At 53.6% G+C, this 22392-nt stretch carries 20 protein-coding genes; 2 read left to right on the top strand and 18 right to left on the bottom strand.

The features are described 5' to 3' along the window. Positions 1-56: 56 nt before the first annotated feature. From DOQ08_RS01525 to DOQ08_RS01495, 7 genes are all read right to left on the bottom strand, one after another. Positions 57-482 (bottom strand): PaaI family thioesterase, encoded by a 426-nt coding sequence (locus tag DOQ08_RS01525; RefSeq protein ID WP_114333142.1) that lies wholly within the window; start codon positions 480-482, stop codon positions 57-59. Beyond that, positions 479-2128: an AMP-binding protein gene (locus tag DOQ08_RS01520; protein ID WP_114333141.1), complete on the bottom strand. Its 1650-nt coding sequence runs from the start codon at positions 2126-2128 to the stop codon at positions 479-481. The genes DOQ08_RS01525 and DOQ08_RS01520 overlap by 4 nt, the downstream gene beginning before the upstream one ends. 125 nt (positions 2129-2253) lie before the next feature. Beyond that, positions 2254-3141: a 3-hydroxyisobutyrate dehydrogenase gene (gene mmsB, locus DOQ08_RS01515; RefSeq protein ID WP_114333140.1), complete on the bottom strand. Its 888-nt coding sequence runs from the start codon at positions 3139-3141 to the stop codon at positions 2254-2256. A gap of 42 nt (positions 3142-3183) precedes the next feature. Next, a complete protein-coding gene (locus tag DOQ08_RS01510; protein WP_114333139.1) occupies positions 3184-4266 on the bottom strand; it encodes an enoyl-CoA hydratase/isomerase family protein in 1083 nt (360 codons plus the stop codon). An 11-nt stretch (positions 4267-4277) separates the two neighbouring features. Further along, positions 4278-5057 (bottom strand): enoyl-CoA hydratase, encoded by a 780-nt coding sequence (locus DOQ08_RS01505; RefSeq protein WP_114333138.1) that lies wholly within the window; start codon positions 5055-5057, stop codon positions 4278-4280. Positions 5058-5087: 30 nt separating this feature from the next. Continuing rightward, positions 5088-6254, bottom strand: coding sequence for an acyl-CoA dehydrogenase family protein (locus DOQ08_RS01500; RefSeq protein ID WP_114333137.1), 1167 nt, complete (start codon positions 6252-6254; stop codon positions 5088-5090). A 22-nt stretch (positions 6255-6276) separates the two neighbouring features. Beyond that, positions 6277-7770 (bottom strand): CoA-acylating methylmalonate-semialdehyde dehydrogenase, encoded by a 1494-nt coding sequence (locus DOQ08_RS01495; protein WP_114333136.1) that lies wholly within the window; start codon positions 7768-7770, stop codon positions 6277-6279. A gap of 143 nt (positions 7771-7913) precedes the next feature. Here DOQ08_RS01495 and DOQ08_RS01490 point away from each other — a divergent pair, with 143 nt between their 5' ends. Both DOQ08_RS01490 and DOQ08_RS01485 read left to right on the top strand, forming a co-directional pair. Then, positions 7914-8816 (top strand): AraC family transcriptional regulator, encoded by a 903-nt coding sequence (locus DOQ08_RS01490; RefSeq protein WP_114333135.1) that lies wholly within the window; start codon positions 7914-7916, stop codon positions 8814-8816. A 98-nt stretch (positions 8817-8914) separates the two neighbouring features. Further along, complete coding sequence (locus DOQ08_RS01485) at positions 8915-9904, top strand: XdhC family protein (protein WP_114333134.1); 990 nt, start codon at positions 8915-8917, stop codon at positions 9902-9904. Here the strand turns inward: DOQ08_RS01485 and DOQ08_RS01480 are convergent. The 11 genes from DOQ08_RS01480 to DOQ08_RS01430 form a co-directional block, all read right to left on the bottom strand. Next, a complete protein-coding gene (locus DOQ08_RS01480) occupies positions 9876-11912 on the bottom strand; it encodes a CocE/NonD family hydrolase (RefSeq protein WP_114333133.1) in 2037 nt (678 codons plus the stop codon). The two genes, DOQ08_RS01485 and DOQ08_RS01480, sit on opposite strands and share 29 nt — an antisense overlap. A gap of 274 nt (positions 11913-12186) precedes the next feature. Next, positions 12187-12555, bottom strand: a complete 369-nt coding sequence (locus DOQ08_RS01475) for an STAS domain-containing protein (protein WP_114333132.1) — start codon at positions 12553-12555, stop codon at positions 12187-12189. Next, entirely contained in the window at positions 12546-12974 is a 429-nt protein-coding gene (locus DOQ08_RS01470) for an ATP-binding protein (protein WP_114333131.1), read from the bottom strand. Before DOQ08_RS01470 ends, DOQ08_RS01475 begins: the two co-directional genes overlap by 10 nt. Then, a complete protein-coding gene (locus tag DOQ08_RS01465) occupies positions 12971-15295 on the bottom strand; it encodes a GAF domain-containing SpoIIE family protein phosphatase (RefSeq protein WP_114333130.1) in 2325 nt (774 codons plus the stop codon). The genes DOQ08_RS01470 and DOQ08_RS01465 overlap by 4 nt, the downstream gene beginning before the upstream one ends. 7 nt (positions 15296-15302) lie before the next feature. Next, on the bottom strand, positions 15303-16502 hold the full coding sequence (locus DOQ08_RS01460) for a peptidoglycan-binding domain-containing protein (protein ID WP_165823578.1): 1200 nt from the start codon (positions 16500-16502) through the stop codon (positions 15303-15305). Between the two features lie 79 nt (positions 16503-16581). Beyond that, positions 16582-18378, bottom strand: a complete 1797-nt coding sequence (locus DOQ08_RS01455; RefSeq protein ID WP_114333128.1) for a hypothetical protein — start codon at positions 18376-18378, stop codon at positions 16582-16584. Then, on the bottom strand, positions 18371-18643 hold the full coding sequence (locus DOQ08_RS01450) for a hypothetical protein (protein WP_114333127.1): 273 nt from the start codon (positions 18641-18643) through the stop codon (positions 18371-18373). Before DOQ08_RS01450 ends, DOQ08_RS01455 begins: the two co-directional genes overlap by 8 nt. Next, positions 18643-19347: a tetratricopeptide repeat protein gene (locus DOQ08_RS01445; RefSeq protein WP_114333126.1), complete on the bottom strand. Its 705-nt coding sequence runs from the start codon at positions 19345-19347 to the stop codon at positions 18643-18645. Before DOQ08_RS01445 ends, DOQ08_RS01450 begins: the two co-directional genes overlap by 1 nt. Positions 19348-19406: 59 nt before the next feature. Next, the gene (locus DOQ08_RS01440; protein ID WP_114333125.1) at positions 19407-20279 is read right to left on the bottom strand and encodes a type II secretion system F family protein; all 873 of its coding nucleotides are present in this window, start codon (positions 20277-20279) and stop codon (positions 19407-19409) included. Next, a complete protein-coding gene (locus tag DOQ08_RS01435; protein WP_114333124.1) occupies positions 20272-21189 on the bottom strand; it encodes a type II secretion system F family protein in 918 nt (305 codons plus the stop codon). The genes DOQ08_RS01440 and DOQ08_RS01435 overlap by 8 nt, the downstream gene beginning before the upstream one ends. Further along, the gene (locus DOQ08_RS01430; protein ID WP_114333123.1) at positions 21186-22379 is read right to left on the bottom strand and encodes a CpaF family protein; all 1194 of its coding nucleotides are present in this window, start codon (positions 22377-22379) and stop codon (positions 21186-21188) included. The genes DOQ08_RS01435 and DOQ08_RS01430 overlap by 4 nt, the downstream gene beginning before the upstream one ends. Between the last annotated feature and the right edge of the window lie 13 nt (positions 22380-22392).

Genomic DNA, 22392 nt, shown 5'->3' with positions numbered 1-22392 from the left:
TGTTGTCTTTATGAACTAACCACAGGTTAGATTTACGTGTACGTCAACGTCAAGAACTAATTTTCGCTTTTATTTGGCGGAATCGAATAAGTCAGGGTGGAGTGGGCCACCGGCTCTTTCATCCCTTCCGAATAAATAAAAACATCACCAACTGCCATGGTCCGGCCGACCTTCAGCAACGATGCTCTGGCCCGAATAGGCACATCGGCAACCGGTTTTCGCAGGAAGTTAATATTAAGATTAGTCGTTACCGCCAAAGGCACCAGTCCAATTTTGCCTAACAGCGCGGCATACATGGCTACATCCGCCAGCGCCATCATGGCGGGCCCGGAAACCGTGCCGCCCGGGCGCAGATGAACCTCGTCCACGTTCAGCACCATCTCCGCCCAGCCATCCCCAAGGTCCACCAAAGCGCCGTAAGCGGCGCCTTGGGGAAAATGGTCTACGAGGAAGGCGTTCAGTTCCTCGAAGCTGACTCTCATGCCGAAACCTCTTCCTCAGCCCGATTTCTCAGCATAAAGCGCTGAATCTTGCCACTGGGCGTTTTCGGCAGTTCGTCCACGAACTCAATTTCCCGAGGGAAGGCATGGGTCGATAAGCGCCGGCGCACCAACTCCTGCAGTTCGCCCTTCAGGCTTTGTTCGTCTACCGGCTCCTGGCCTGCTTTGATCACCACATAAGCTTTGATGATGGAGCCTCGCTTTTCATCCGGCTTCGCAACCACGCCCGATTCGGCCACGGCGGCATGTTCCAGCAAGGTGCTTTCCACATCGGCCGGGCCAACCCGGTAACCGGCGGTGGTGATGATGTCATCGTCCCGGCCACTGAAGGAGAAACTGCCATCGCCATGGCAAACCACCATGTCGCCCGTCAGGTAGTAGCCGTTGGCGAACGGATCTTTTTCACCCCAGGTATAACCGTCGAAATGGAAGAGCGGCGAAGCTTTGGTATCCACCGCCAACTGACCGACCTCTCCCGCAGCCACTTCTTCGTATTTGGTATTCAACGCAACCACACGATGGCCCGGGGAGGCATACCCCATGGCCCCATCTCGCATCGGGTGTTCCAGCGCATGGAAATTACAGCAAGTCATACCTGTTTCGGTCTGGCCGTAATGATCTTTTACCGGGCAACCAAAACGACGGTCGATCCAGTTCACCACCTCAGGATTCAGTGGCTCACCGGCGCTGCTACACACACGTAAACCCAGCGTTTCGCCTTCCGGCAATACTTGGTCGTTGGCTTTCAGCAAACGATAAGCGGTTGGAGCTGCCGCGAGATTGGTGATCCCGTATTTGCGGATCATGTCGTAGGTGGATTCTGGCGTGAACGCATTGGGATTGAAGTGGGTAGCGTGGCCCATTAACAGCGGACCGGTCACGGCGTAGTACAGGCCGTATGCCCAGCCGGGATCAGCCACGTTCCAGAATACGTCGTCTTCACGCAGGTCGATGGCGTACTTCATGTAAACGTAGAAGGCCAGCAGTGCTTTGGCCGGCACGGCAACGCCCTTGGCTTTACCTACGGTTCCGGAGGTAAACATCTGCAAGAAGGGATCGCTGCCGGTGATCATTACCGGTTCGAATTGATCGGACTGGGCGCTCAGCACTTGTTCGAAATCGGGCACATCATCGCCAGTTGCGGCTGCGTTGCGGCACAGCACGGGCGGGCAGCCTTTCACATCGCCCAGCTTGGGGTAATTATCCGGGTCGGTGACCACCAGACGGGTACCGGCTCTTTCCAGCCGATATTCAATGGCACCAGAGCCAAAGGCGGTAAACAGCGGTTGATACACGGCACCCAAACGTAAAGTACCGGCAATGACGATCAACAACTCGGGGCCGCGAGGCAACAAACCAGCGACGCGATCGCCCTTGCTGATACCGAGGGACTGAAGATAGTTCGCGAAGCGAGCGGAAGCAGACTTAAGCTCGGCAAAGGTAAGCACACCGTCGCCGCCATCGGTTTTTTCGTAGTAGAGCGCGACCTTTTGCGGGTCAGCAGCCCATTTATCGCAAATTTCGTGGCATACGTTCAAGCCACTGTCCAAGCGACCGTCCAGGACCTCTGACTCCAGTGCGGCCGCATCAAAGTTGCTGTACACATCATGATATTGCGGAAGGCTCATCGTCCTCTCCTATTGTTGTTGTGTTCACTTACACATGCTTCATACAGATTTAGCACGACATACATCTTACGTAAAGGTAAACTTTAGGCTAAAAGAAAAGGGCGAACCTAGTCGCCCTTCTCGAATCACTCCGGCTGAAACAGCCTTAAAATGCTGGAGAAATCCAGCTCTCCGTTACCTTGCCCTGCATGCAGTTGGAACAAGTTTCGAGCCAAAGACCCCATTGGAATAGAAGCCTGATTCGTGACGGCGTTATCAAACGCCAAGCCTAAATCCTTAGTCATCAGATTCACCAAAAAGCCGCCCTCATAATTCCGAGACGCTGGAACCCCTTCCATAACCCCCGGCCAAGGGTTGTAGACGTTCAATGCCCAGTTACCACCCGAACTCTGCTTCATTACCTCTGACAACACCGCGGGGTCCAAACCGTTTTTGGCACCCAACGCCAAGGCTTCGCTGGTACCCGCCATCAGGATGGCCAACAGCATGTTGTTACAGATTTTGGCAACTTGCCCGGCCCCGAAAGGCCCTGCGTGGAATATGTTCTTCCCCATATCCTCGAGAATCGGCTTGGCCCTCTCGAAGGTGCTGGCCTCGCCACCACAGATGAAGGTCAAGGTACCGGCTTTCGCGCCGCCTACGCCCCCGGAGACTGGCGCATCGATGAACGCCAGGCCTTTGGCCGTTGCTTCTTCGGCTACGCTGCGGGCTGTTTCCGGCGCAATGGTTGAGGAATCAATCACCAGCGTGCCTTCAGGCAAGGCTGACAGCAGACCCTCCTCTCCCAGATAAACCGCTTCTACATGCTTGCCTGCAGGCAACATGGTAATAACGCATTCGGCTCCTTCGGCAGCCGCTTTTCCACTCTCTGCGCTGCTTGCACCTTCGGAAACCAGCGCCTCAACAGCCGATGCGGACAAATCAAATACCGTCACCTGATGCCCGGCTTTAACCAGATTGGAGGCCATCGGCGCCCCCATATTACCGAGACCAATAAACGTTATCTTCGCCATAGTATTTCTCCTTGTTATTGTGGCAATCCGCCGGGGGGATTGTTACCCGGCGTTCAGGCTGAAAAATTCATCAACCCACTGACTGTCCATCTCCGCCAATGAGGCGTAGCGCCAGCGCGGCTGCATATCTTTATCAATCAACAAGGCCCGAATGCCTTCGGCAAACTCACCCTTCTTCAAACAGTTTTTAGACAGCACCAGTTCGTTATCCAGCACCTGCTTCAAACCATCCAGCTTGCTACGGTGATAGTGCCGCCAGGTCAGCGCCAATGCCGTAGGCGATGCTTTCGCGACGCCTTTTACGGCTTTGCCTAACCAGTCATCGCGGCTTCCAAGCTCCTGCAGCTGAGCCACAACTTGCTCCACTGAGCCGGCATCGGTCGCTTGCTGGATCTCATCAAAGTGCTTGCGAACCGGAGATTCTGGCAACGCCTCGGCGCTTTGTTGCTCGAACTGTTTGAGCACACCACTGACCACGTTGTGGCTATCGCCGTTTTGCCAGGTGGCGGCTTTCAGGCCTTCGATCACTTGCGCTTTCAGATCGTGACTAATGAATCGGTCAGCCATATCCACAAACAGCGCGTCAGCGGCGTTCATGCGCGCGCCGGTCAGCCCGAGAAACAGGCCCGTGCGCATAGGCATACGGTTCAGGAACCAACCGGCACCAATGTCCGGGTACAGACCGATGCTGACTTCCGGCATGGCCAATTTGGAGTTCTCGGTCACCACCCGGTGTGAAGCCCCCACCATCAGGCCGATACCGCCACCCATGACGATGCCATTACCCCAACATACGATGGGCTTGGGAAACGTGTGAATCAGGTAATCCAGTTCATACTCTTCGGTAAAAAACTGCTCGCCCTCGCTCAGCTTTCCGGATTCGGTCATGCTCCGGTACAGCGAGACAATATCACCGCCCGCGCAGAAGGCTTTCTCGCCCTCTGCTTCCAGCCATACAGCCCGAACACTGGTGTCTTCGGCCCAACGTTCCAACTGCGGTTTGAGCAGTCGAATCATCTCCATGGACAAAGAATTCAAGTTTCGTGGCGTGTTCAGCCGGGCGACCGCAATGCGCGCACCGTCGCTGGTGTTCCACTCTTCAAATACTATTGGTTGATCACTCATAACGGCTCCGGTTATTGGTTTTTCCATTCCGGCTTACGTTTCTCGAGAAACGCGTTAACGCCTTCTTTTTGATCTTCCGTGTGGAACAATTCGACGAATAACTCACGCTCCATGCGCCACCCGTCGCTATGGCTGCGGCCATCGCGGGCACTCATCACCAACTGTTTGCAGCGCGCGATAGACGACGGGCTTTGTTTGCAAGCGCCTTCCGCCAGCTTCAGTGCTTTTTCCAGCGATTGGCCAGACGGCACAACTTCTTCAACCAATCCAATTTGCTGCGCTTTTTCTGCTGTCACGCGCTCACCGCACAGAATCATCCGCTTGGCCCAACCTTCACCGACCAACCAAGGCAAGTTCTGGGTGCCACCGGCACAGGGCAACAGGCCGACACTGGCTTCAGGCAGCGCCATCTGCGCATGCTCTTCGGCAATGCGGATATCGCAGGACAACGCACACTCCAGGCCGCCGCCCATGGCGTAACCGTTAATCGCAGCTATCGAAACGCCCCGGAAGCCGGTCAAAGCGGCAAAAGCTTCACCAAAGCGTTGAGCCATTTCATTGGCTCTGGCCCGGTCGCCGTCGGCGAAAGTTTTCAGGTCAGCACCGGCTGAGAAGAACTTCTCGCCCTGCCCTGTCACCACCAATGCGTATATGTTCTGGTCATCGTTCAGCTCTTCGATGGTCTTCTTCAGAGCGGCTAACGAATCCACCGTCCAGGTGTTGGCCGGTGGGTTGGCAATGGTAAGAATCGCAATATGGTCGCGTTTTTCGAGTTGGATCAGTTCACTCATGATTGAATCCTTTTGTTATCTATTGGCCCGTCACTGAATGGCTTCAGCCACGCCATCATCCAGCAATCGGCGAGCAATGATCATGCGCATGATTTCGTTGGTGCCTTCCAGAATCTGATGCACTCGCAAATCCCGCACATAGCGTTCAAGCGGGTACTCCCGGATATAACCGTATCCGCCATGCAATTGCAGTGCTTCATTAGCCACCTCAAAGCAGGCGTCGGTGGCAAAGCGTTTGGCCATGGCACAGTGCAGAGTGGCTTCCGGGTCTTTGCTGTCCAGTTTAAACGCGCCCAGCCGCACCATTTGGCGCGCTGCCACAAGATTCGTCGCCATATCCGCCAGTTTGAACTGTAAGGCCTGAAACGCGGCCAGTGGCTTACCGAATTGCTGACGCTCATGCAGGTAATTGCGGGCTCGAAGAAGCGCGGCCTGCGCGCCGCCCAACGAACAGGTTGCTATGTTCAAGCGGCCACCATCCAGCCCCTTCATGGCGATGGCAAAACCGTCGCCTTCTTCACCGACGCGGTTGCTGGCTGGAATGCGAACGTCTTCAAGGGTGACCATCCTAGTGGGCTGACTGTGCCAACCCATTTTTTCTTCGTTTTTTCCGTAGGAAACACCCTCAGCATCCGCCGGAATCACAAAGGTGGATATGCCTTTTGCGCCGCTGTCCGCGTCACCCGTGCGGGCCATCAGCACCAACACGTCCGTGGCACCGGCACCGGAAATGAACATTTTGCTGCCGTTGATCACGTAGCTATCACCGTCGCAAACCGCTTTGGTTCGCAGGCTCGCGGCGTCCGAACCGGCACCCGGTTCGGTCAGACAGTACGATGCCAGCCACTCCCCGCTCGCCATCTTCGGCACAAACGTTTGTTTAAGCTCGTCATCGGCAAAGCTGGCGACCATCCAGGTGGCCATATTGTGGATGGTGATAAACGCGGCCGTGGAAGGGCAAGCCATGGCCAGCTCTTCCACAATCACGGACGTATCCATCCGGGACAGCCCCATGCCACCGAGGGCTTCCGGGGTATAAATCCCCATAAAGCCCATTTCGCCAGCTTGTTTCATCACCTCCACTGGGAAGGTGTGGTCGATATCCCACTGCCCCGCGAACGGGGCCATGGTTTTCTCGGCGAACGCCCTTGCGGCTTCCCGAAACGCTAGCTGGTCTTCCGTCAGGTTGAAATCCATGACTCGACTCCTGGCTGCGCGATTAGCGCAGCTGAATAGAGAAGTTGGCTTCTGACGAAGTGGCCTCGCTGTTAAACCAGCGGGAAGTCACGGTTTTGGTCTCGGTATAGAAACGAACCGCCTGCTTACCGTAAGCGTGTTGGTCACCGTAGAAAGAACCCTTCCAACCGGTGAACGAGAAGAACGGGAGGGGTACCGGGATGGGAATATTCACACCCACCTGACCAACCTCGATTTCATGCTGGAAGCGACGTGCCGCACCACCATGGTTGGTAAAGATAGACGTGCCGTTACCGTAGGGGCTGTTGTTGATCAGTTCGATCGCATCGCCCAGTGAATCTGCGTTCATGCAGCACAACACAGGACCGAAGATTTCTTCGTTGTAGATATCCATCTCGGTGGTCACTTCACTGAACAAGGTTGGCCCAACCCAATGGCCATCGGGGAAACCTTCAACGGTGCATCCACGGCCATCCAGCATCAGCTTTGCACCCTGGGCTTCACCGGTGGCGATCAAAGATTCAACACGTTCTTTGGCCTTAGCGCTGATGACGGGACCGTAGCTGGCGCCGGAATCGTTCCAGGCACCCGGGCGAACCTTAGCCATGGCTTCTTTCAGTTCCGGAATCCACTCTTGAGCCGCGCCCACGAATACCGCGACGGAAATCGCCATACAACGCTGGCCCGCTGCGCCCACAGAAGCACCAACCAGAGCATTCAGAACTTGCTGCTTATCGGCATCGGGCATGATGACCATGTGGTTCTTCGCACCGGCAAAGCTCTGAACACGCTTCATGTTGCGAGTGCCGGTTTCATAAATGTAACGACCGACAGGTACGGAACCTACAAACGAAATGGCTTTGATGGCCGGGTCATTCAGCAGCGTGTCTACCTGCTCTTTAGCACCGTGTACTACCTGCAGAACGCCTTTGGGAGCGCCAGCTTCCTCAAACAGTTCCGCCAGTCGCATTGGCGTGAGAGGATCCTGCTCGGACGGCTTCAAAATAAAGGTGTTACCGCAGGCGATGGCCATGGGGAACATCCACAGCGGAATCATCGCCGGGAAGTTAAAAGGCGTGATACCGGCACAAACACCCAGCGGCTGAATCCAGGAGTGTGTATCGACTTCGCGGGCCACGTTTTCGACCGTTTCGCCCATCATCATGGAAGCGACGTTCGCGGCGTGCTCAACCACTTCAATACCGCGCCACACATCACCCTTGGCATCATCAAACGTCTTGCCGGTTTCCTGTGACAGGATTTCGGCAATCTCGTCGTGATGTTCTTTCAGCAATGCCTGGTAACGGAGCATCACCCGCGCTCGCTCGGAAATCGGCGTTTCTTTCCAGCTTTTGAACACTTCGCCGGCGTTGTCGATGGCCTGACGCATTTCATCAGTAGTCGCACAAGGCACCTGAGCGATCACTTCGTTGGTGGCAGGGTTGGTCACGTCGATCCAGTTTTCGGTCTGGCTCTGCGCAAATTCACCGGCAATATACTGAGGTACTTTCTTCATGATGCTGTCCCGTGGTTGTTGTTATCCGGAACGCCTCGGTGGTCGTCTACCAACCACACCAAGGCGATGATTTACCCACAGACTAGCACGCACACCAACAATAGGTGATTGACTAAATTTCGCTCTTGATGGATTATTTTTCGATGCCAAGAAAAACAAATCTTTCTCAATCGACACAAACCTCGCAATGGCCGGTGCCAGCGGACAGCGTTCGATACGTGATTCCAGAGCCTATCGTGCGCCTGCTCGCCAGTCATGACCTGACCCGAGAGCTTTACCCCCTTGCCTTTGGCCACTACCGTAAGGCCGTGGGTCATCACATGCACAGAGAACATCACCGCGACAATCTTTTGATCTACTGCACGGATGGAAAAGCCTTCCTGAACGTAGAGGGAACCCCCCACACCGTCGGCTCTGGCGACCTGCTGCTGTTACCTGCCGGCGCGAGCCACCGGTACACCGCCGATCCGAACAACCCCTGGTCCATTCACTGGGCCCACTACTCCGGCCCGTTAGCGGAAGCGTTTCGGCAACATATGGGCTTTACCAATGGCACCTACATTCGCCACTTGGGCCGACAACCTCGTTTGCTGGTGGATTTCAACGGCTTGCTGTCGGTCCGCCAAACGGGGTTTCGCACTCAAGGGCTGATACACGCCAGCAACCGCCTGCGCCAGTTATTGGCGGCGGTACCGATCAATGCCGACGAAACCGGGCAAGCACGACAGGCTGAACTTGAGGTTATTCACAACTACATGCGGGAACACCTTGAAGAACGGCTGACACTGAATGAGCTGGCTGAACTCGCCGGCCTGTCGCCCGCGCATTTTGCCACCCGCTATCGCGAGCAAACCGGTACTGCTCCCATCCAGCATTTTTTGCACCTGAAAGTGGAACGGGCGTGCGAACTGCTGGACACCACCAGCCAAACGTTCGCGGATATCAGCCGACAACTGGGTTACGACGACGCCTATTATTTCTCTCGTCTGTTTAAAAAAGTCATGGGGAAATCTCCCAGCGACTATCGCCATACCGCAAGGCATTGAATAGCAGGCGATCACATTGCAGCTGAGCCCTGATATAGTTGGCGCAGCCTATACCAACCTCTAACAAGACGAATCGAACAACCTGTCGGGAGAGATCAATGCAGCCGTTGGATATTCAGGTGGTTGAGCAAGCCATGCACTGGTGCAGGGCCGGCGAAGGTTTCTGGCTGTGCACCGTATTGAGCACCTTTGGCTCATCGCCGCGAGCACCCGGCTCCTGGTTAATCGCAAAAGCTGATGGCGACCATTGCGGCTCGCTTTCCGGCGGCTGTGTCGAGGAAGATTTTCTGGCCAGACTGAAGGACGGAGAGTTCCGGGGCCGCTTGAACCGGGTTCGCTACGGTGCCTCAGATGGCCCGGACAACCCTCGCGTTAGTCTTCCCTGCGGCGGTGTTCTGGATGTGCTGGTGGAACACTGGCCAGCCAATAACCACACTTTCGAACACTTTCAGTCACTACAGAAAGCTTTGGCGGGGGCCGGGGCACTGGTGCGCAATCTGTGCCTGAAAGCCGGCGAGGTTGAACTCATCCCGGATGACAGTCTGGGCAGCAAAGTGGAAGAAGACCAGAACGAGCAACGAGTGCGCCTGCGCGTGGGCCCGGTGTCACGTCTGGTGATTGCCGGTCTGTCGCCAGTCTCAACCGTGTGCGCCAGCTTTGCCCACAGCCTCGGATTTGAAGTGATTGTGTGTGACCCCCGGCCCGAGGAAGTTCGGCAGTTCAATGTGCCGGGCGTGACCTTACGCCAGGAACTCCCGTCGGTCTGGATTGCCCGTGAAGGCTGCCACCGGGCCACAGCTGTGGTTGCCCTCACCCACGACCCCAAGATTGACGATACCGCCCTTATTGAAGCGATCAAAACCGACGCGTTCTATATAGGCGTTATGGGCTCCCAACGGACCTCCGAAAAACGTCGGGAACGCCTCTTGCGAATTGGCGGCTTAACGGAAGCCCAAGCCGACCGCATTCACATGCCTATCGGCCTGAACATTGGAAGTAAAACGCCCGCCGAGATTGCCCTTTCGGTGATGGCGGACGTTGTTCGGGTGCGCGAGGGGGTTACGGCGCCTGCATTGCATCCAGCTTAGCGGATGGTACAACGGGAAGAACCACGCTCGAAGGCGTTTCGGGCCCCGTGTGCAACGTCATCACTCCCAGCAATGAATTGAGAGCGGTGAGCAGCGGCGGCAGGCCTTGCGCAACATTGCTGGTATTCACCGACACTCTCAAGGTTGATCCCGGCGGCACATACGCACTGCTGGCGAAAATTTCTACCGATACCTTGCGCACTTCATGCGGCTCGTAGGGCTGAACGTCGTCCAGACGGAAAGTATGCCAAGGTTGAATCATTTCTCCGTTGACGAATCGCGAGCGGGTTTCATCAACCGAGTTCAGCCCAGCTGTCATCAGGCCATTCGTAACCGGTGTAGTGGTGCCATTCGGGTTAACGATATCCAGTCTCACGGAAACCTGCACGTCTTTCGCGGTGGTTGAAACCCAAAGGTCTGCTTGCATGGGGCCGTTCAGGTATAGACCCTCTTCGCCTGCAGGCAACTCGTATTTGGCCGCAGCAAGTTCTGCAAGCGAATTATCTTGAGTACATGGAAGTGACAGCATTCCGCCCAATCCGGCTGTCCACTGATCAAGGCTGGACGAACACAGCCCGTTTAACAGGTGCTGAGCTACGAAAGCTTTCCCATCATTTTCAGGAGCTTGGCGCTGCAGCTGGCCCGGCCCCACGAAACTTTCCGCTGGGCTCAAATAGAAACGTTCCGCCTGCATATCCGGATGTGGCCAGTGGCTGGTGGTGTCGTATTCGTCTAACCCGAGCACGTACTGGGTTACATCCGGCTGATTTTCCACATCGGTATCCAGCCCCATCACGTATTCGTCAAACCATTGCAGGCGCAAAGTGTCCAGGTCCGGCACAGCGTGCTGGTTTGCTTCGCCGCCGCCCAAAAACTCAACACCCGCGGCTTCAATGTGGTTCCAGGGGCCAATCAACAACTTGGTTTCAACTCGCCCGTTCAACTGCTCAAACCAGAGTGGTTCACTGCGCTGGAACAAATCGAACAAGCCACCCACGATAAAGGTCGGCACGTTGATTTTATCGGCCCCTTCGAGCGGCGAGCGAACTGCCCAAAACTCGCTGTCGTAGGCTGTTTCGGGCTCGCCGGCCAGAGCCTTTACAATTGTAGGCACCTGGAAACCGGTCAAGGCCCCCACTATGCGTTCAAGTATCGCTTCCGAAAAAACTTCCGGATCAATAGCCGCCATTTCCGCCGGAATAAGCCCAAAGCCCGTCACCATTCCGAGCCACAGCGGAATAAAGGTCGCGTTCACGTTGCCACCGGTAAACACTATATCCCGATAGCCATCACCGATCGGCACAATGGGGAATGCAGCCTTAACGGCTGGATGGTTGTGCTGAGCCGTCAGTACCGAGGTAATGCCCAGATAGGAGATGCCTTCCAAACCAATACGATCCTGGGCCCATTCTTGATCCACTACCCAGTTCAGGACTTCAAGATAATCTTGCTGCTCACGCTCGTCGAACGCAGCCCAGCTGCCACCGGAATTACCAGTACCACGAACGTCGACAACCACGTGGGCATAGCCACGCTTAACGAGGAACTCGTTGGCTCCACCAATTTGTGGCACAAACTGCCCGAACGATGTGTTATAGGAAGTTTGCGTGAGCACCACTGGAAACGGCCCGGGAGCCGCTTCGCCTTCACCGAAACCGGGAACGGTCACTTTCGCAAACAGCTCAGTCCCGTCAGACATGGTGAACGTCTGATTATCCAAGGTGACCATGTGGGTAAACTCTGGCGCCCGTTCATAAGGCTGCCACTGTCGCCCGTCATCAGCGTAGACATCCACAAGCCGAGACTCCGATTGGCGGTTGCCCAAGGTCATTATTTGTCTGACAGGCTGGGGGCGGGCTGATGCGTCGGCTGACACTTCCGTTTCTACATCAAGCGTTACCTCCGCGGTTGCGCCGTCTGAGGGGCCTCCTGACGACTCGCCGTTGCAACCGACGAGAACCAACGTGAGTGACAATATCACGGACATCCAAACCGAACTTTTTTGCATCGCTACGTACTCCCACCTCTTCTTACGGGAAAGTCGCCTCTCACGCCAATTCATGCACGCAGAGCGAACTCAAGTGAGCGAAGCTTATCAGTAGATACCCCTATCGCATTGGCTATCCTGACAGGCAGTAGTGGCGATAGTTACCATGAAGGGGGAACAATCTGTGCGCTGGCAGAGTACCAGCGCTATCGGTGAAAATAACGTGCAGTTGCAATGATTGTACGGAAATTTAACGGCCGGAGGATCGGCCGTGCTGAAGCCTAACGAGGTGTTATTAACTATTCTGCTGTTTCTGGAGGGATGTCAGGTACTCGTCCATCTCTTCGGAACTGCCAAACACCGAAAGATCCGGCATGAGTTTAACCACTTCAAACACTTTCTCCACGCCGGGGTTCATTTCTGTCACCATCAGCTGGCCGTCTCGCGCCTTCATTTGCTTGAGCATTTTGAAAACAACTCGCAGCCCCGCTGAACTGATAAAACTGACTCCCGACATGTTCAGCGCTAGATAGGTCACTGAGGGATGAACCATATCATCCAACATTGCCTCTAACTCCGGCGCGGTGTCGCTGTCTACTGAACCATCCAGCTTCAGACCCAACGCTTCATCACTCTGCTGAATCACCGAAATTTCTAACGACATAACAGGTTTTCCTTTGAGTCGCGTTTCAAACTCCATCTGACAATCATGGTGTTGATACCATCCTGGTAGTTATAGTGAAATTCATCGCTAAGAGCGGAGATCAAATGCAGCCCCATTCCCCCGTCTGCTCGGGACCCCAAAGCGTCACCGGACATTGGCTTCGTATTGGTCGAGTCAAAGTAAGGGCCTGGATATTCCACCACGAGCTCTAAACACTCCACGCCGACTTCGACCACTAACGTCCAATTCAACTCTGGATTATCCGCGGCCACATGCATTCTGAGATTGGCATGAATTTCGTCAACAACGACTTTTAGGTCATGTACCAAGGTATCCGCTACACCTTGGAGCAGCGCCTCTTGGGCCACCGCTGTTAAAACATTGCTGACTGGTTCATTTGCCCTAACCTGTAGTTTCATAACCCTTGGCGGCTCAATATCATTATTGTTATATCGTCGGACTGCTCTGCTCCAGCCGTATACTCCACCAAACGCTCACGAATGTTTGTCAAAAAGCACTCTTCGTAACTGCGCGGTCTACCACCAAGGCTCAACAGTCGCTGCTCTCCAAATTCCTCGCCCGCAGCGTTAAAAGCTTCAGTAACTCCATCGGAGTATAGTACAAGGCTACCTCCTGCGGGGATTTCCAGGAATTCTGTAGTCGGTTCTATGTTTTCATAAAGACCAAGAGGGCCAATCGTCTCACCACTCCACAGGCGAGGCGGCTGGTCACTGAATCGTTGCATCGGCATAGTGTGGCCGGCATTAATCATCTCGGCCTTACCACTATTCTTATCGACAAGAATCATCACCAACGTGACAAACATACAAGCGTCGTTTCCCCGGCAAAGTTCTTGGTTCAATGCCGCCGTAATGTCTTTTAGATCACCATCTTTGTTGTGTGCCAGAAAATTCAACAAACTGATGGTTTTGGCCATGAACAGTGCAGCTGGGACACCTTTGTCTGAGACGTCACCAACCGCAGCGAGAAACCGCCCTCTCGATAGCGGAATCACCTCGTACAAGTCGCCTCCCACAGCGCTCGCCGGCTGCAACCAGGATTCTATTCTCCAGTTTCGAAATTCTTTGACATAAGAACCACTGCCCGGAACCATCGACATCTGAATGCTTTTGGCGACAGCCAGTTCACTTTCCAGTTTCTTTCTGGCTCGGCGTTCGGTATCGGCAGTATCGGCCAAGTGCTCAACCAATCGCTGGTTTATAAGGCTCGTTTTCATCACCGAACCAATCACGCTCAGATGCTCGATCGTCGACTTCTCGACATACTGGAATTTTGATTCAACAACCAAAAAACCCAACAGATACCCTTTTAAGGAGTCACTGTGCAGCGGCACAACTAACACCGGTTTGGATTTTTTGTGGGTTTTCAGCAACCCGTACAAATCGTCTTGCGGGGTGACGTATTTGGGCTCGTGGCCCGGGAACAAATCGCAGAACCGCTCCCGGGAGATAGACGACCGTTCGGGCCCTTCTGCAAATTCGTCAATATCAAAGTCTGTGCTGGCAACCGGTACAATCAGATCTCGCTGCACATCTACCCGCCAAACCTCCATCGCGCCCAGGTCGTATTTCGATTTAATACCCTGAATCACGTTCGTAAGCCCGGCGGAAAACCCTTCAGAAGGGACGTTCACGATGGAAACACTCACCTCACGAACGTAGCGTTCGTTCTCGGAGGACGCTTCCAATTCACGTCGCCATTGCTCCCGCTCAATTGCCAGACCAACCAACGAAACCGCGAACGAAAAATGGCCGATAATTTCATTATCCGGACGTTTGGGTACACTGCTGAAGAGCGTAATCACGGCCTGCAGTTTGCCATCTTCTCCCAATACGGGTTCAGACCAGGCTGAGGCAACCTTTAAAGACTTCAGAACATCACTGTAGCCTTGCCACTGCATATCGTCGGCCGCAGATTCGCACACCACACTTTGGCGAGTATGAGCAGCAGAGCCAATTGATGTAGCGCCATAACGAGCCGAAACGGAAGGAACCTTGGAACAAAAAACTGTGGCAAACTCACCAACTCCCTGGGTTACCAGACTGTCTTTTTGCTCGTCATATAACGAAATAACGCAGTGTGTGCCGGGAATCTGAGCTTCAAGCAGCTTGGATACCCGTTCAATAATGGCTGTGAGAGGGCTGCCATCATTCACACTGAAAAGTGCCCGTTGACGCAAGTTATCAGCAATGCTTTGCAGCTTTCGGTGGTGAACGTTCACGCCAGAAAAAATCATTGCCGGCTCCCCGGCAAATACCGTGAGCGTAATCTCACAGTCCATCCACAAACTTTGATCGGGACCCGCTGCAAAGCGCCACTCTCGTCGTTCAACACCGAGATCGCGCGCACGCGATAAAAAACCCTCAAAGTCCAGCAAACTGTTTGGGGTCGGCAACCAGGCATCAGGCTGGCTAAACACCTTATCCATCAATTCTTGCTCACTGCTGCAACCGAACAACTCCAATGCCTGGCGATTAGCGAACAAGAGCTTTGGCCATTGCCGCTCAAAAATCAGGATAACGTCGGGTAGCTTGTTTAACAGTGCACGACTGTCTTCGAGGGAGGAGTTATATTGACGGCGGAATTCTTGAAGGCGGGAAGCTAACGATTGATATCGTTCGGCTTCCTTATTGCGGAAACGCAAATGCACCAGAAGCACAAGCGCTGCTATGGCTAAAAGCAAACCCAACAACGGCAACACTAGTGCATCTGGCAGCATTGTTTTTTTATTCCATTAGTTCGAGATGCTCTAGTGTTTCAATCGTAATTGCACCAGAGGCTAATCCATGTTCCCGCTGATAGAACGTGAGTGCGTCCAGGGTTGCCGGACCAAGAAGCCCGTCATGCACACCCGGTGCGTAACCCAGATTCTCCAAGCGTTGTTGCATTTTCAGCACCATTTCGCTGGTTAGGTTGCGATCACAAACCGCCTGTCTGGCAACGATTTTAGGCTTTCCTTCGTACCGCTTCACATTCATTGATAACACTTCTGCCGGCACTTCTTGCTGAACCGTTTCGGCCGGTTTTACCAGTTCGGCAATTTCGAGTGCATCGACCTCGTCCTGCATGGTGACAGGAATAACCTCTGCCGGCTCATCCACTTCCCAGCGAGTCACCGTTTTGTACTCGGCAGGGATCACTTCCGTCCGGGTTGTTTCGGGCTTCACTAGCTTGGTTACGGTAACCGTTTTGGTTTTGGCGGGAATTTCTTTAGCGCAGAAACCGAAAGCAGAAGACGCTCTGGCATAGGCGGCGGCACCCGAAGTACGACAAGGCTCCAGCTCAGTGCGGGCTTCTTCCAACACGACCTCTTCTTCAACGTCTTCATAAACGGCGGGCTCTACCACCAAGCGTGTGGTTTCCGGTTTAATTTCGACCTTTTCCACCACTTCTTTGTAGGTAGCCGGTTTAACACGATAGGTCTTGGTACCTTGCTTGGTCACAACCTTTTTTAACCCGCGGCGGAATTCTGCCGGAGTCACTTCAAGCCGTACCTCGGAGTCTCTTACCTTTACTTCTAGATTGTCTTGCACGGAACGAGGATGAATTTGCGCGTAGACCCAGCACTGGCCGGGCTGGATATCCATCACGGGTTCACCAATCATTCGCTCACCCGCCGCTTCGGGCTTGGAGTCAGACACTGATACCTTCTCGGCCTCCGGTTCGTTATCGGATGCTTGGTTTTCTGCGCGAACCTCAGGCTTAGCAGGCTGCAGTGCTGCCTTCTCTGGTTGACCACCCGGAGCTCTAACAGGTGTTTCGGCCTGAGTGTCTGGCGTTCTAACAACCTTCGGCTCCACGGTTCTGCGAGGGTCCACCTCATAGGAGTATATACCGCTAACGGTCTGCTCCTCGGTTTTGGGCTCTAATGCACACCCTGCAACGGTGATAGCCAATACGGGTAACCAATAAGATTTACGTAACACGCGCCTGCCTTTGTTCGTCGTTTGTAATGTATTTGCCACTTTGATCCACAGCATAAATGCTTGAGGGTGGCACAATATATCAGTTTTGAAGCTTTACGTTCTCAATCAGCTGAGTGCTAAGCTGATCTGCACCTGTCATGGTAATTTCCAGCCCAGAGAGGTCCACTCCCAAGACCATCAACAGTGGTGATACGATCCCTTGAAGTAACACTGTGGTGACAAGATTCACCAACACTTCCACTACCGGCTCAAGTAGATCAATAATGGGATTCAAAATGCTGAGAGCACTAGGTTCTCCGCAATCCAAAGCCAGATTCTCGATATCGAGATCTAGCCCCTGTATCCAGGTTGGCTGGCTGTTAGCCAGTTTCTTGGCACATTGCCCTTCCGGGCAATACAAGGGTACGCCGGTTAACGTATGAGTTTGCTCAGCAACCGGGATATTTACACCGAGGTCCGCATCCACACATAAATTAAGTAGAGGCTGACCTAACAACGCAAGCTTTAGCAGCGTAGCGTGAATCGGCTCTCTCGCCACTTCGCCGTCAGGCTGAATCGTCCCTGTGTCTATACTGGCCACTGACGGATGAGCCAAAACTTCAATGTCGATATCATTGCTACTGCCACGAGCACAGCCAGCCCCCACAAACTCGGCGCGACCACCACCCACTTTGACCGCCAGCGGCACACGAATACTGTCCAACAGCTCTACCTTTGCCAGCCCGAGGGTTAAGCCCGATATCAAATCACCGATAAAACCAATAGAGAGCTCTAAATCAACAAGCGCTTCCAAAGATACGTCCGACGAATGAAGCTCTGTCATCCATTCGTTATCACTTCCTTGCCGTGCCGGACCAATCACTACCGGCGCAGGATTATCCACGCCAAGCTTTAATGAAAGGTCAAGATCGCCCAACAAACCATTATCCAACAGCGGCTTTAAGACCGGACTTGTACTGGTATCTATATTCAATCCAAGTAGGCCAGTACCAGTCGTCTTTCCTAGCTGATGCGCGCTATTCAGGACAACGCTCATAATGAAGTCGTAAAGGGGAAATTCAGCACTTCGGGCCGCTTCTTTATCTCCCTTGACCTCGAGTACTGACGATAGTTTGAGCCCACTAAGACCGGATGCCTCGGTTAAGTCATCAACGAGCGCACCCACTGGCGATGTCACCCCACCAACAACATCAACAACCGCGTCCAGCACCTCTATCAAGGGGCGATCCAGCAAAGCCGTAACATTGTTAACGCCGAGATTAGACAGAAGATCCCCGACACCCAACAATGTCGACTCCAGGCTGGCTAAACTCGTAGGATCAAGAGAATAATTACTTTGACCCAGGACTCCTCCAAGCAGATTTCCGAGAAGTCCATTGGTCACTTTTACCGTTGAACTGTTGGCGCTCAACGTCGCATAGAGTTCTTTTCGAGCTGCAGCGTTCACCGAGATCTCAACCGGCTCGAAGAAGGTTTCCGGAAGCAGCCATGACACCCGTTCTTTTCGGGTGTAGCGAACGACAGCCGCATTGCTTTGGTTCGGGGGTGTTGCTTTAAATTGGAGCTCGCCGGTCGTGGAATCACCCGTTTCAAGCAGGCCGACAATCACTTCCAGTTCACTGCTATCTCCGTCGAATCCAGCTTGCTTCGCTGCTGTTAGAGCGCGTGCGCGCATCAGACTGACATCTCCGACACCGCAGGCCATTGCTTCGTCGGCCGCAGCCGTTGCCGCCGCGTTCACCACAGCCTGCATATCGCCCTTAACACTGTATAGGCGTGCTGCATCCATCGCCAAGGTCGCTACTACGGCAATTGCGACCAGCAAAAAAGGCATCAGAAAAATCAAAACGCCCTTTTGGCGCTTAGTATCAATCACCGCTCGATGACTCGCCAATACGATCAGGCATAGACTGATCAAAAGACTCGGCCAAGCGCTTCTGGGTTTTTGCGTAGAGCGCCATGCTCAGCTCGCCACCCTCGGTTTTTTGTTCAGCCTGCTGATCAAAAATTTTTCTGACATCGGTTCGGTTATCGGGTTGAAAATTAACCCCTGACAAACCAAGTTCCGCCTCGGGTTCAGTTGCCATGGCGTTGAAGGTCACCAACACCGTAGCTGCCAAAAAACAGGCCTTGAATTTCATCAGACACCTCCAGAAAAGCGCTCAGAAAACTTTATACCCGCTGAAACTGCGTCATTACTCAGGCCTAACTCACGCTGGAGCTTAGCGACAGAATCATCACCACCGTGCAAATAGTATGCAGCAATCATGTTTCGACCGACGGTCTCTTTCTTGCCGGAAAGCTCGTATGCCGTTCGCAATTCGAAAGCCGCCTGCCCGAAGAACCCACCCTGCATAAGCACTACGCCGAAATCGTTCCTCATATCGGCGGAGGCTGGCTCTTTTGCCTTCGCCATGCCGAGTGCCTTTAGGCCTTCCTCAATCTTGCCACCTTTCACATAAACCACGCCTAGGCCGTGATAGGCCCGTGCGCTGTCACAGGTCTCGGCAATCTGCTGATACACTTCTTCCGAGTAATCCAGCTGTTCCACTTTCGCAAGCAACTGGGCCCAGCGCAGCCAATGATGCTGGGTCTGGAACGATAACGCTTCAAGGCGCGCCAAAGCCGCGTAGTTTTCTGACGCATTCATCATCGAATCGATGGCATCTAACTCAACGCGGTGTTCAGGTGTCATATTTGTGGAGCAATTAACCTGCAAGTGACTGCCGGATGTCCGCGACTCTTGCTCCGTCTCGGAGTCTTGTAGCGGCGGAAGAGCACAACCCGCGACCAGTGCTGCCGTAAAAAATGCTGTCGAAACCAGGCTGGCCTGCTTGTACTTCATCTGTTGCTCCTTAAATCAAATACGGTAACGTTCAATATTTTTTCAGACCCTATAAACCACTACCGCTGGAGTGCATCCATAATCGATAGCACAGCTGGCCCGCCAATCAATATAAACAAAGAGGGCAGCATAAACACCATCATGATAATGGTCATGCGAGCGCCAACCTTATTGGTTTCTTCTTTAAGCTTGCTGCGCTCTTCATGATGAGCCTCAGTAACAATTTGCTCCAGCGCCCCGGACACTCCAGCACCAAGCGTACCCGCCTGTTTCATAAGCGTGACATAGCTTCGCAGGACAGTGAGGTTGCGGTTTCGTCCAAGCTCATCGAGCGCTCGACTGCGGTCTGCCCCACTTTCCATGACTCGATTGAAACGGTCGATCCGGGTTACCAACAGGGGCATCAATTCCCTGGCCTGATGTGAAATCAGCTTCAGTGATCGTTCCGGGCTAAGCCCTGCCTCCATCAGCATTCTAGTCATCTGACAGAGCTCTATGGATTCACGGTTCTGTTGTTTTTCGGCCGTTCGACCTGAACTACGGATGAACTGGCGCGACAGATAAAAAGACATCATGAACGTAACTGCTGTCGTCATTACGCCAGAAAATACAATTGCGGCCAGAGTCAAAACGAACGGAACCACCCAGCACAACAAGATGTAATACTGGCGAGCCCGATACGGCGTTTTACCCGTTGCATCCAATGCGGGCTCCAATTCCTTAAAGTCACCACTAAGCAGAGGACGGTCGACCAACCAATACACAAAGGTCTCGAGTGGCGGGCTACCTGTCTCATCTTCGGTAGTGAGCTGCCTATGGGATAAGCGCGCTCGAACTCGCGCTTGCAATGCCCAGGCGGGCCCCCAAACCCAAAGATAGAGCACCGATGCCATAGCCAATACGATCGCGCCAATAAACCAAAGATTAACCACGGCCCACTCCCCTGATCAGGTTCCAGACCAATACCGTTCCAATGATTTGCAACGCGCCAGCCATCATCATCATGGTATGCCCCGCCGAGGTATTCAGCAGCGCTTCGGAGAACTCCTCATTCATTAAAACAACATAGGCACCTAACCCTGGCGGCATAATGGCAAATACAATGGCAGTAAAACGGGTTTCAGCGGTCGCCGCCATAAATTCACGACGCAATTCTTCTCGGGATCGTATTGCTTTCGAAACCTCCTCAAGCACCGGCCTGACAGGCGAACCAAAACGAGCCGATGTTCTCAATGCGATCGCCATTTGGGTAAGTGGTGGAATGCTGTAAAGATCAGCAAAGCCATCAAGTACCTGAGTGTAATCACGCCCCTGGCTGATAGCACCTCGCAGCCGGAAGCAAAGCGGCTCAAACGCCGCCGATGCATCATCAAACGCAACCAACATACTTTGCTCAACCGAGCGTCCTGCGGAAAGTGACCGCAACACAGCGTCAACGATACCCGGCAGCTCTTCAAATATCTGGCGCCGCATGCGTTCGAACTTTACCCGCCAAAGCGTCACAGCAATCAATACGAACGCAATCAATGCAACTATAGCCTCGAGCAAGCCTCGAACAATAACGATCGTGGCGATGACCCCAAGCAACACCGCTAGCAGCAGAATTAACCTGCTCACAGAGCCCTGGATGCCTGCTTTTATCATCAACTGTTCAACCGGCCCCAGGCGAATACCCGCAACCGTTTTCTCTTCAATGATGTCTTGAGGTGCCAACCGACGCAGACTTTCTTTCTGCAGATTCTTCATAGCGCGATAGTGACCTACCACAAACTGCAGCAAAATCACTACAACGGCTAGAAAGCCTAACCCCAAGGCCGATAGCCACAAGACCTGCACACTCACTGCGCTTCACCCTCTAGAACTTCTTCCCGGATGTCAGGGGCCTGATAAAGGACATTCATCTGATAAGGGTTCGACTTGGTGGGTGTCATTTCGACCACCTCACTCACAATACGTCGGCCATTGGAAAGCCGTTTCAGCTGAACGAGCACATCCAAAGAGGATCCGATTAATCGACCGATGGCCTGTTCTCCGGCGTCATAACCGTTTACGGCCAGCAACGTTTCTATTCGAATCATTGCGTCTTTCGAAGAGTTCGCGTGAATCGTACTCATCGAACCTTCGTGCCCCGTGTTCATCGCCTGCATGAGCTCGATAATTTCACCGGCACGAACTTCGCCAACAATGACCCGGTCAGGGCGCATCCGAAGCGCGTTGATAACCAATTCCCGTGCACTGATACGCCCGCTGCCCTCTGCGTTGGCTGGCCGTGTTTCCAAGCGAACAATGTGGGGGTGATTCAGCTGTAATTCCGCCGAATCTTCGATAGTCACTATCCGCTCATCTTTCGGAATGAATTGGCTAAGCAGGTTAAGAATCGTTGTTTTCCCTGTGCCAGTACCACCACTCACCAGCAAATTTCTTCGCCCTTGAACGATCTTTACCAGCAGGTCCAGGCATTCCCTTGTCAACGAACCAAGATTCACCAAGTCTGATGCCGCCAAGTGCTTCTGGGTGAACTTTCGAATCGAAATGGAAGGTCCATCAAGAGCGATGGGGGGGATAATGGCGTTCACCCGCGAACCGTCCTGAAGTCGGGCATCCACCATGGGGCTGCTTTCATCCAATCGTCGCCCAAGGGGTGCCAAAATCCGACGGATAATGCGCATCACATGGTCGTCATCGATAAACCGGGTTGGGGATTTCTGCAGAACACCGGCCACTTCCACGAACACGTTTAACGGGCCGTTTACCAGAATGTCGTTCACTTCCGTGTCTGCCAATAATGGCTCAAGCGGCCCCAGCCCAACGATTTCATCAAGAGTTTCACGAGCCAGCATGATCTGTTCGGCCGTTGCCAGCGGTACACGATGATGCGCGATATACTGATTGACGTTCGCCTCTACAAACTTTTCAAGCAGGCTGACATCGGTACGTTCAACTTCAAACCCTTCCTCATCTAAACGCTCGATCAGATGGGAATGGACTTGTTTTTTAAGCTGCTGATATTCTTCATCGACACGAGTTGCCACGATTTATATGCCC

The organism is Marinobacter litoralis, assembly GCF_003336705.1.
Classification (GTDB): Bacteria; Pseudomonadota; Gammaproteobacteria; order Pseudomonadales; family Oleiphilaceae; genus Marinobacter; species Marinobacter litoralis.
This window is presented reverse-complemented; position numbering and strand designations above follow the sequence as displayed.

Coding starts and splice junctions, on each gene's coding strand:
- DOQ08_RS01525 (WP_114333142.1), bottom strand. CDS start 482: ATGAGAGTCAGCTTCGAGGAACTGAACGCCTTCCTCGTAGACCATTTT.
- DOQ08_RS01520 (WP_114333141.1), bottom strand. CDS start 2,128: ATGAGCCTTCCGCAATATCATGATGTGTACAGCAACTTTGATGCGGCC.
- mmsB (WP_114333140.1), bottom strand. CDS start 3,141: ATGGCGAAGATAACGTTTATTGGTCTCGGTAATATGGGGGCGCCGATG.
- DOQ08_RS01510 (WP_114333139.1), bottom strand. CDS start 4,266: ATGAGTGATCAACCAATAGTATTTGAAGAGTGGAACACCAGCGACGGT.
- DOQ08_RS01505 (WP_114333138.1), bottom strand. CDS start 5,057: ATGAGTGAACTGATCCAACTCGAAAAACGCGACCATATTGCGATTCTT.
- DOQ08_RS01500 (WP_114333137.1), bottom strand. CDS start 6,254: ATGGATTTCAACCTGACGGAAGACCAGCTAGCGTTTCGGGAAGCCGCA.
- DOQ08_RS01495 (WP_114333136.1), bottom strand. CDS start 7,770: ATGAAGAAAGTACCTCAGTATATTGCCGGTGAATTTGCGCAGAGCCAG.
- DOQ08_RS01490 (WP_114333135.1), top strand. CDS start 7,914: ATGCCAAGAAAAACAAATCTTTCTCAATCGACACAAACCTCGCAATGG.
- DOQ08_RS01485 (WP_114333134.1), top strand. CDS start 8,915: ATGCAGCCGTTGGATATTCAGGTGGTTGAGCAAGCCATGCACTGGTGC.
- DOQ08_RS01480 (WP_114333133.1), bottom strand. CDS start 11,912: ATGCAAAAAAGTTCGGTTTGGATGTCCGTGATATTGTCACTCACGTTG.
- DOQ08_RS01475 (WP_114333132.1), bottom strand. CDS start 12,555: ATGTCGTTAGAAATTTCGGTGATTCAGCAGAGTGATGAAGCGTTGGGT.
- DOQ08_RS01470 (WP_114333131.1), bottom strand. CDS start 12,974: ATGAAACTACAGGTTAGGGCAAATGAACCAGTCAGCAATGTTTTAACA.
- DOQ08_RS01465 (WP_114333130.1), bottom strand. CDS start 15,295: ATGCTGCCAGATGCACTAGTGTTGCCGTTGTTGGGTTTGCTTTTAGCC.
- DOQ08_RS01450 (WP_114333127.1), bottom strand. CDS start 18,643: ATGAAATTCAAGGCCTGTTTTTTGGCAGCTACGGTGTTGGTGACCTTC.
- DOQ08_RS01445 (WP_114333126.1), bottom strand. CDS start 19,347: ATGAAGTACAAGCAGGCCAGCCTGGTTTCGACAGCATTTTTTACGGCA.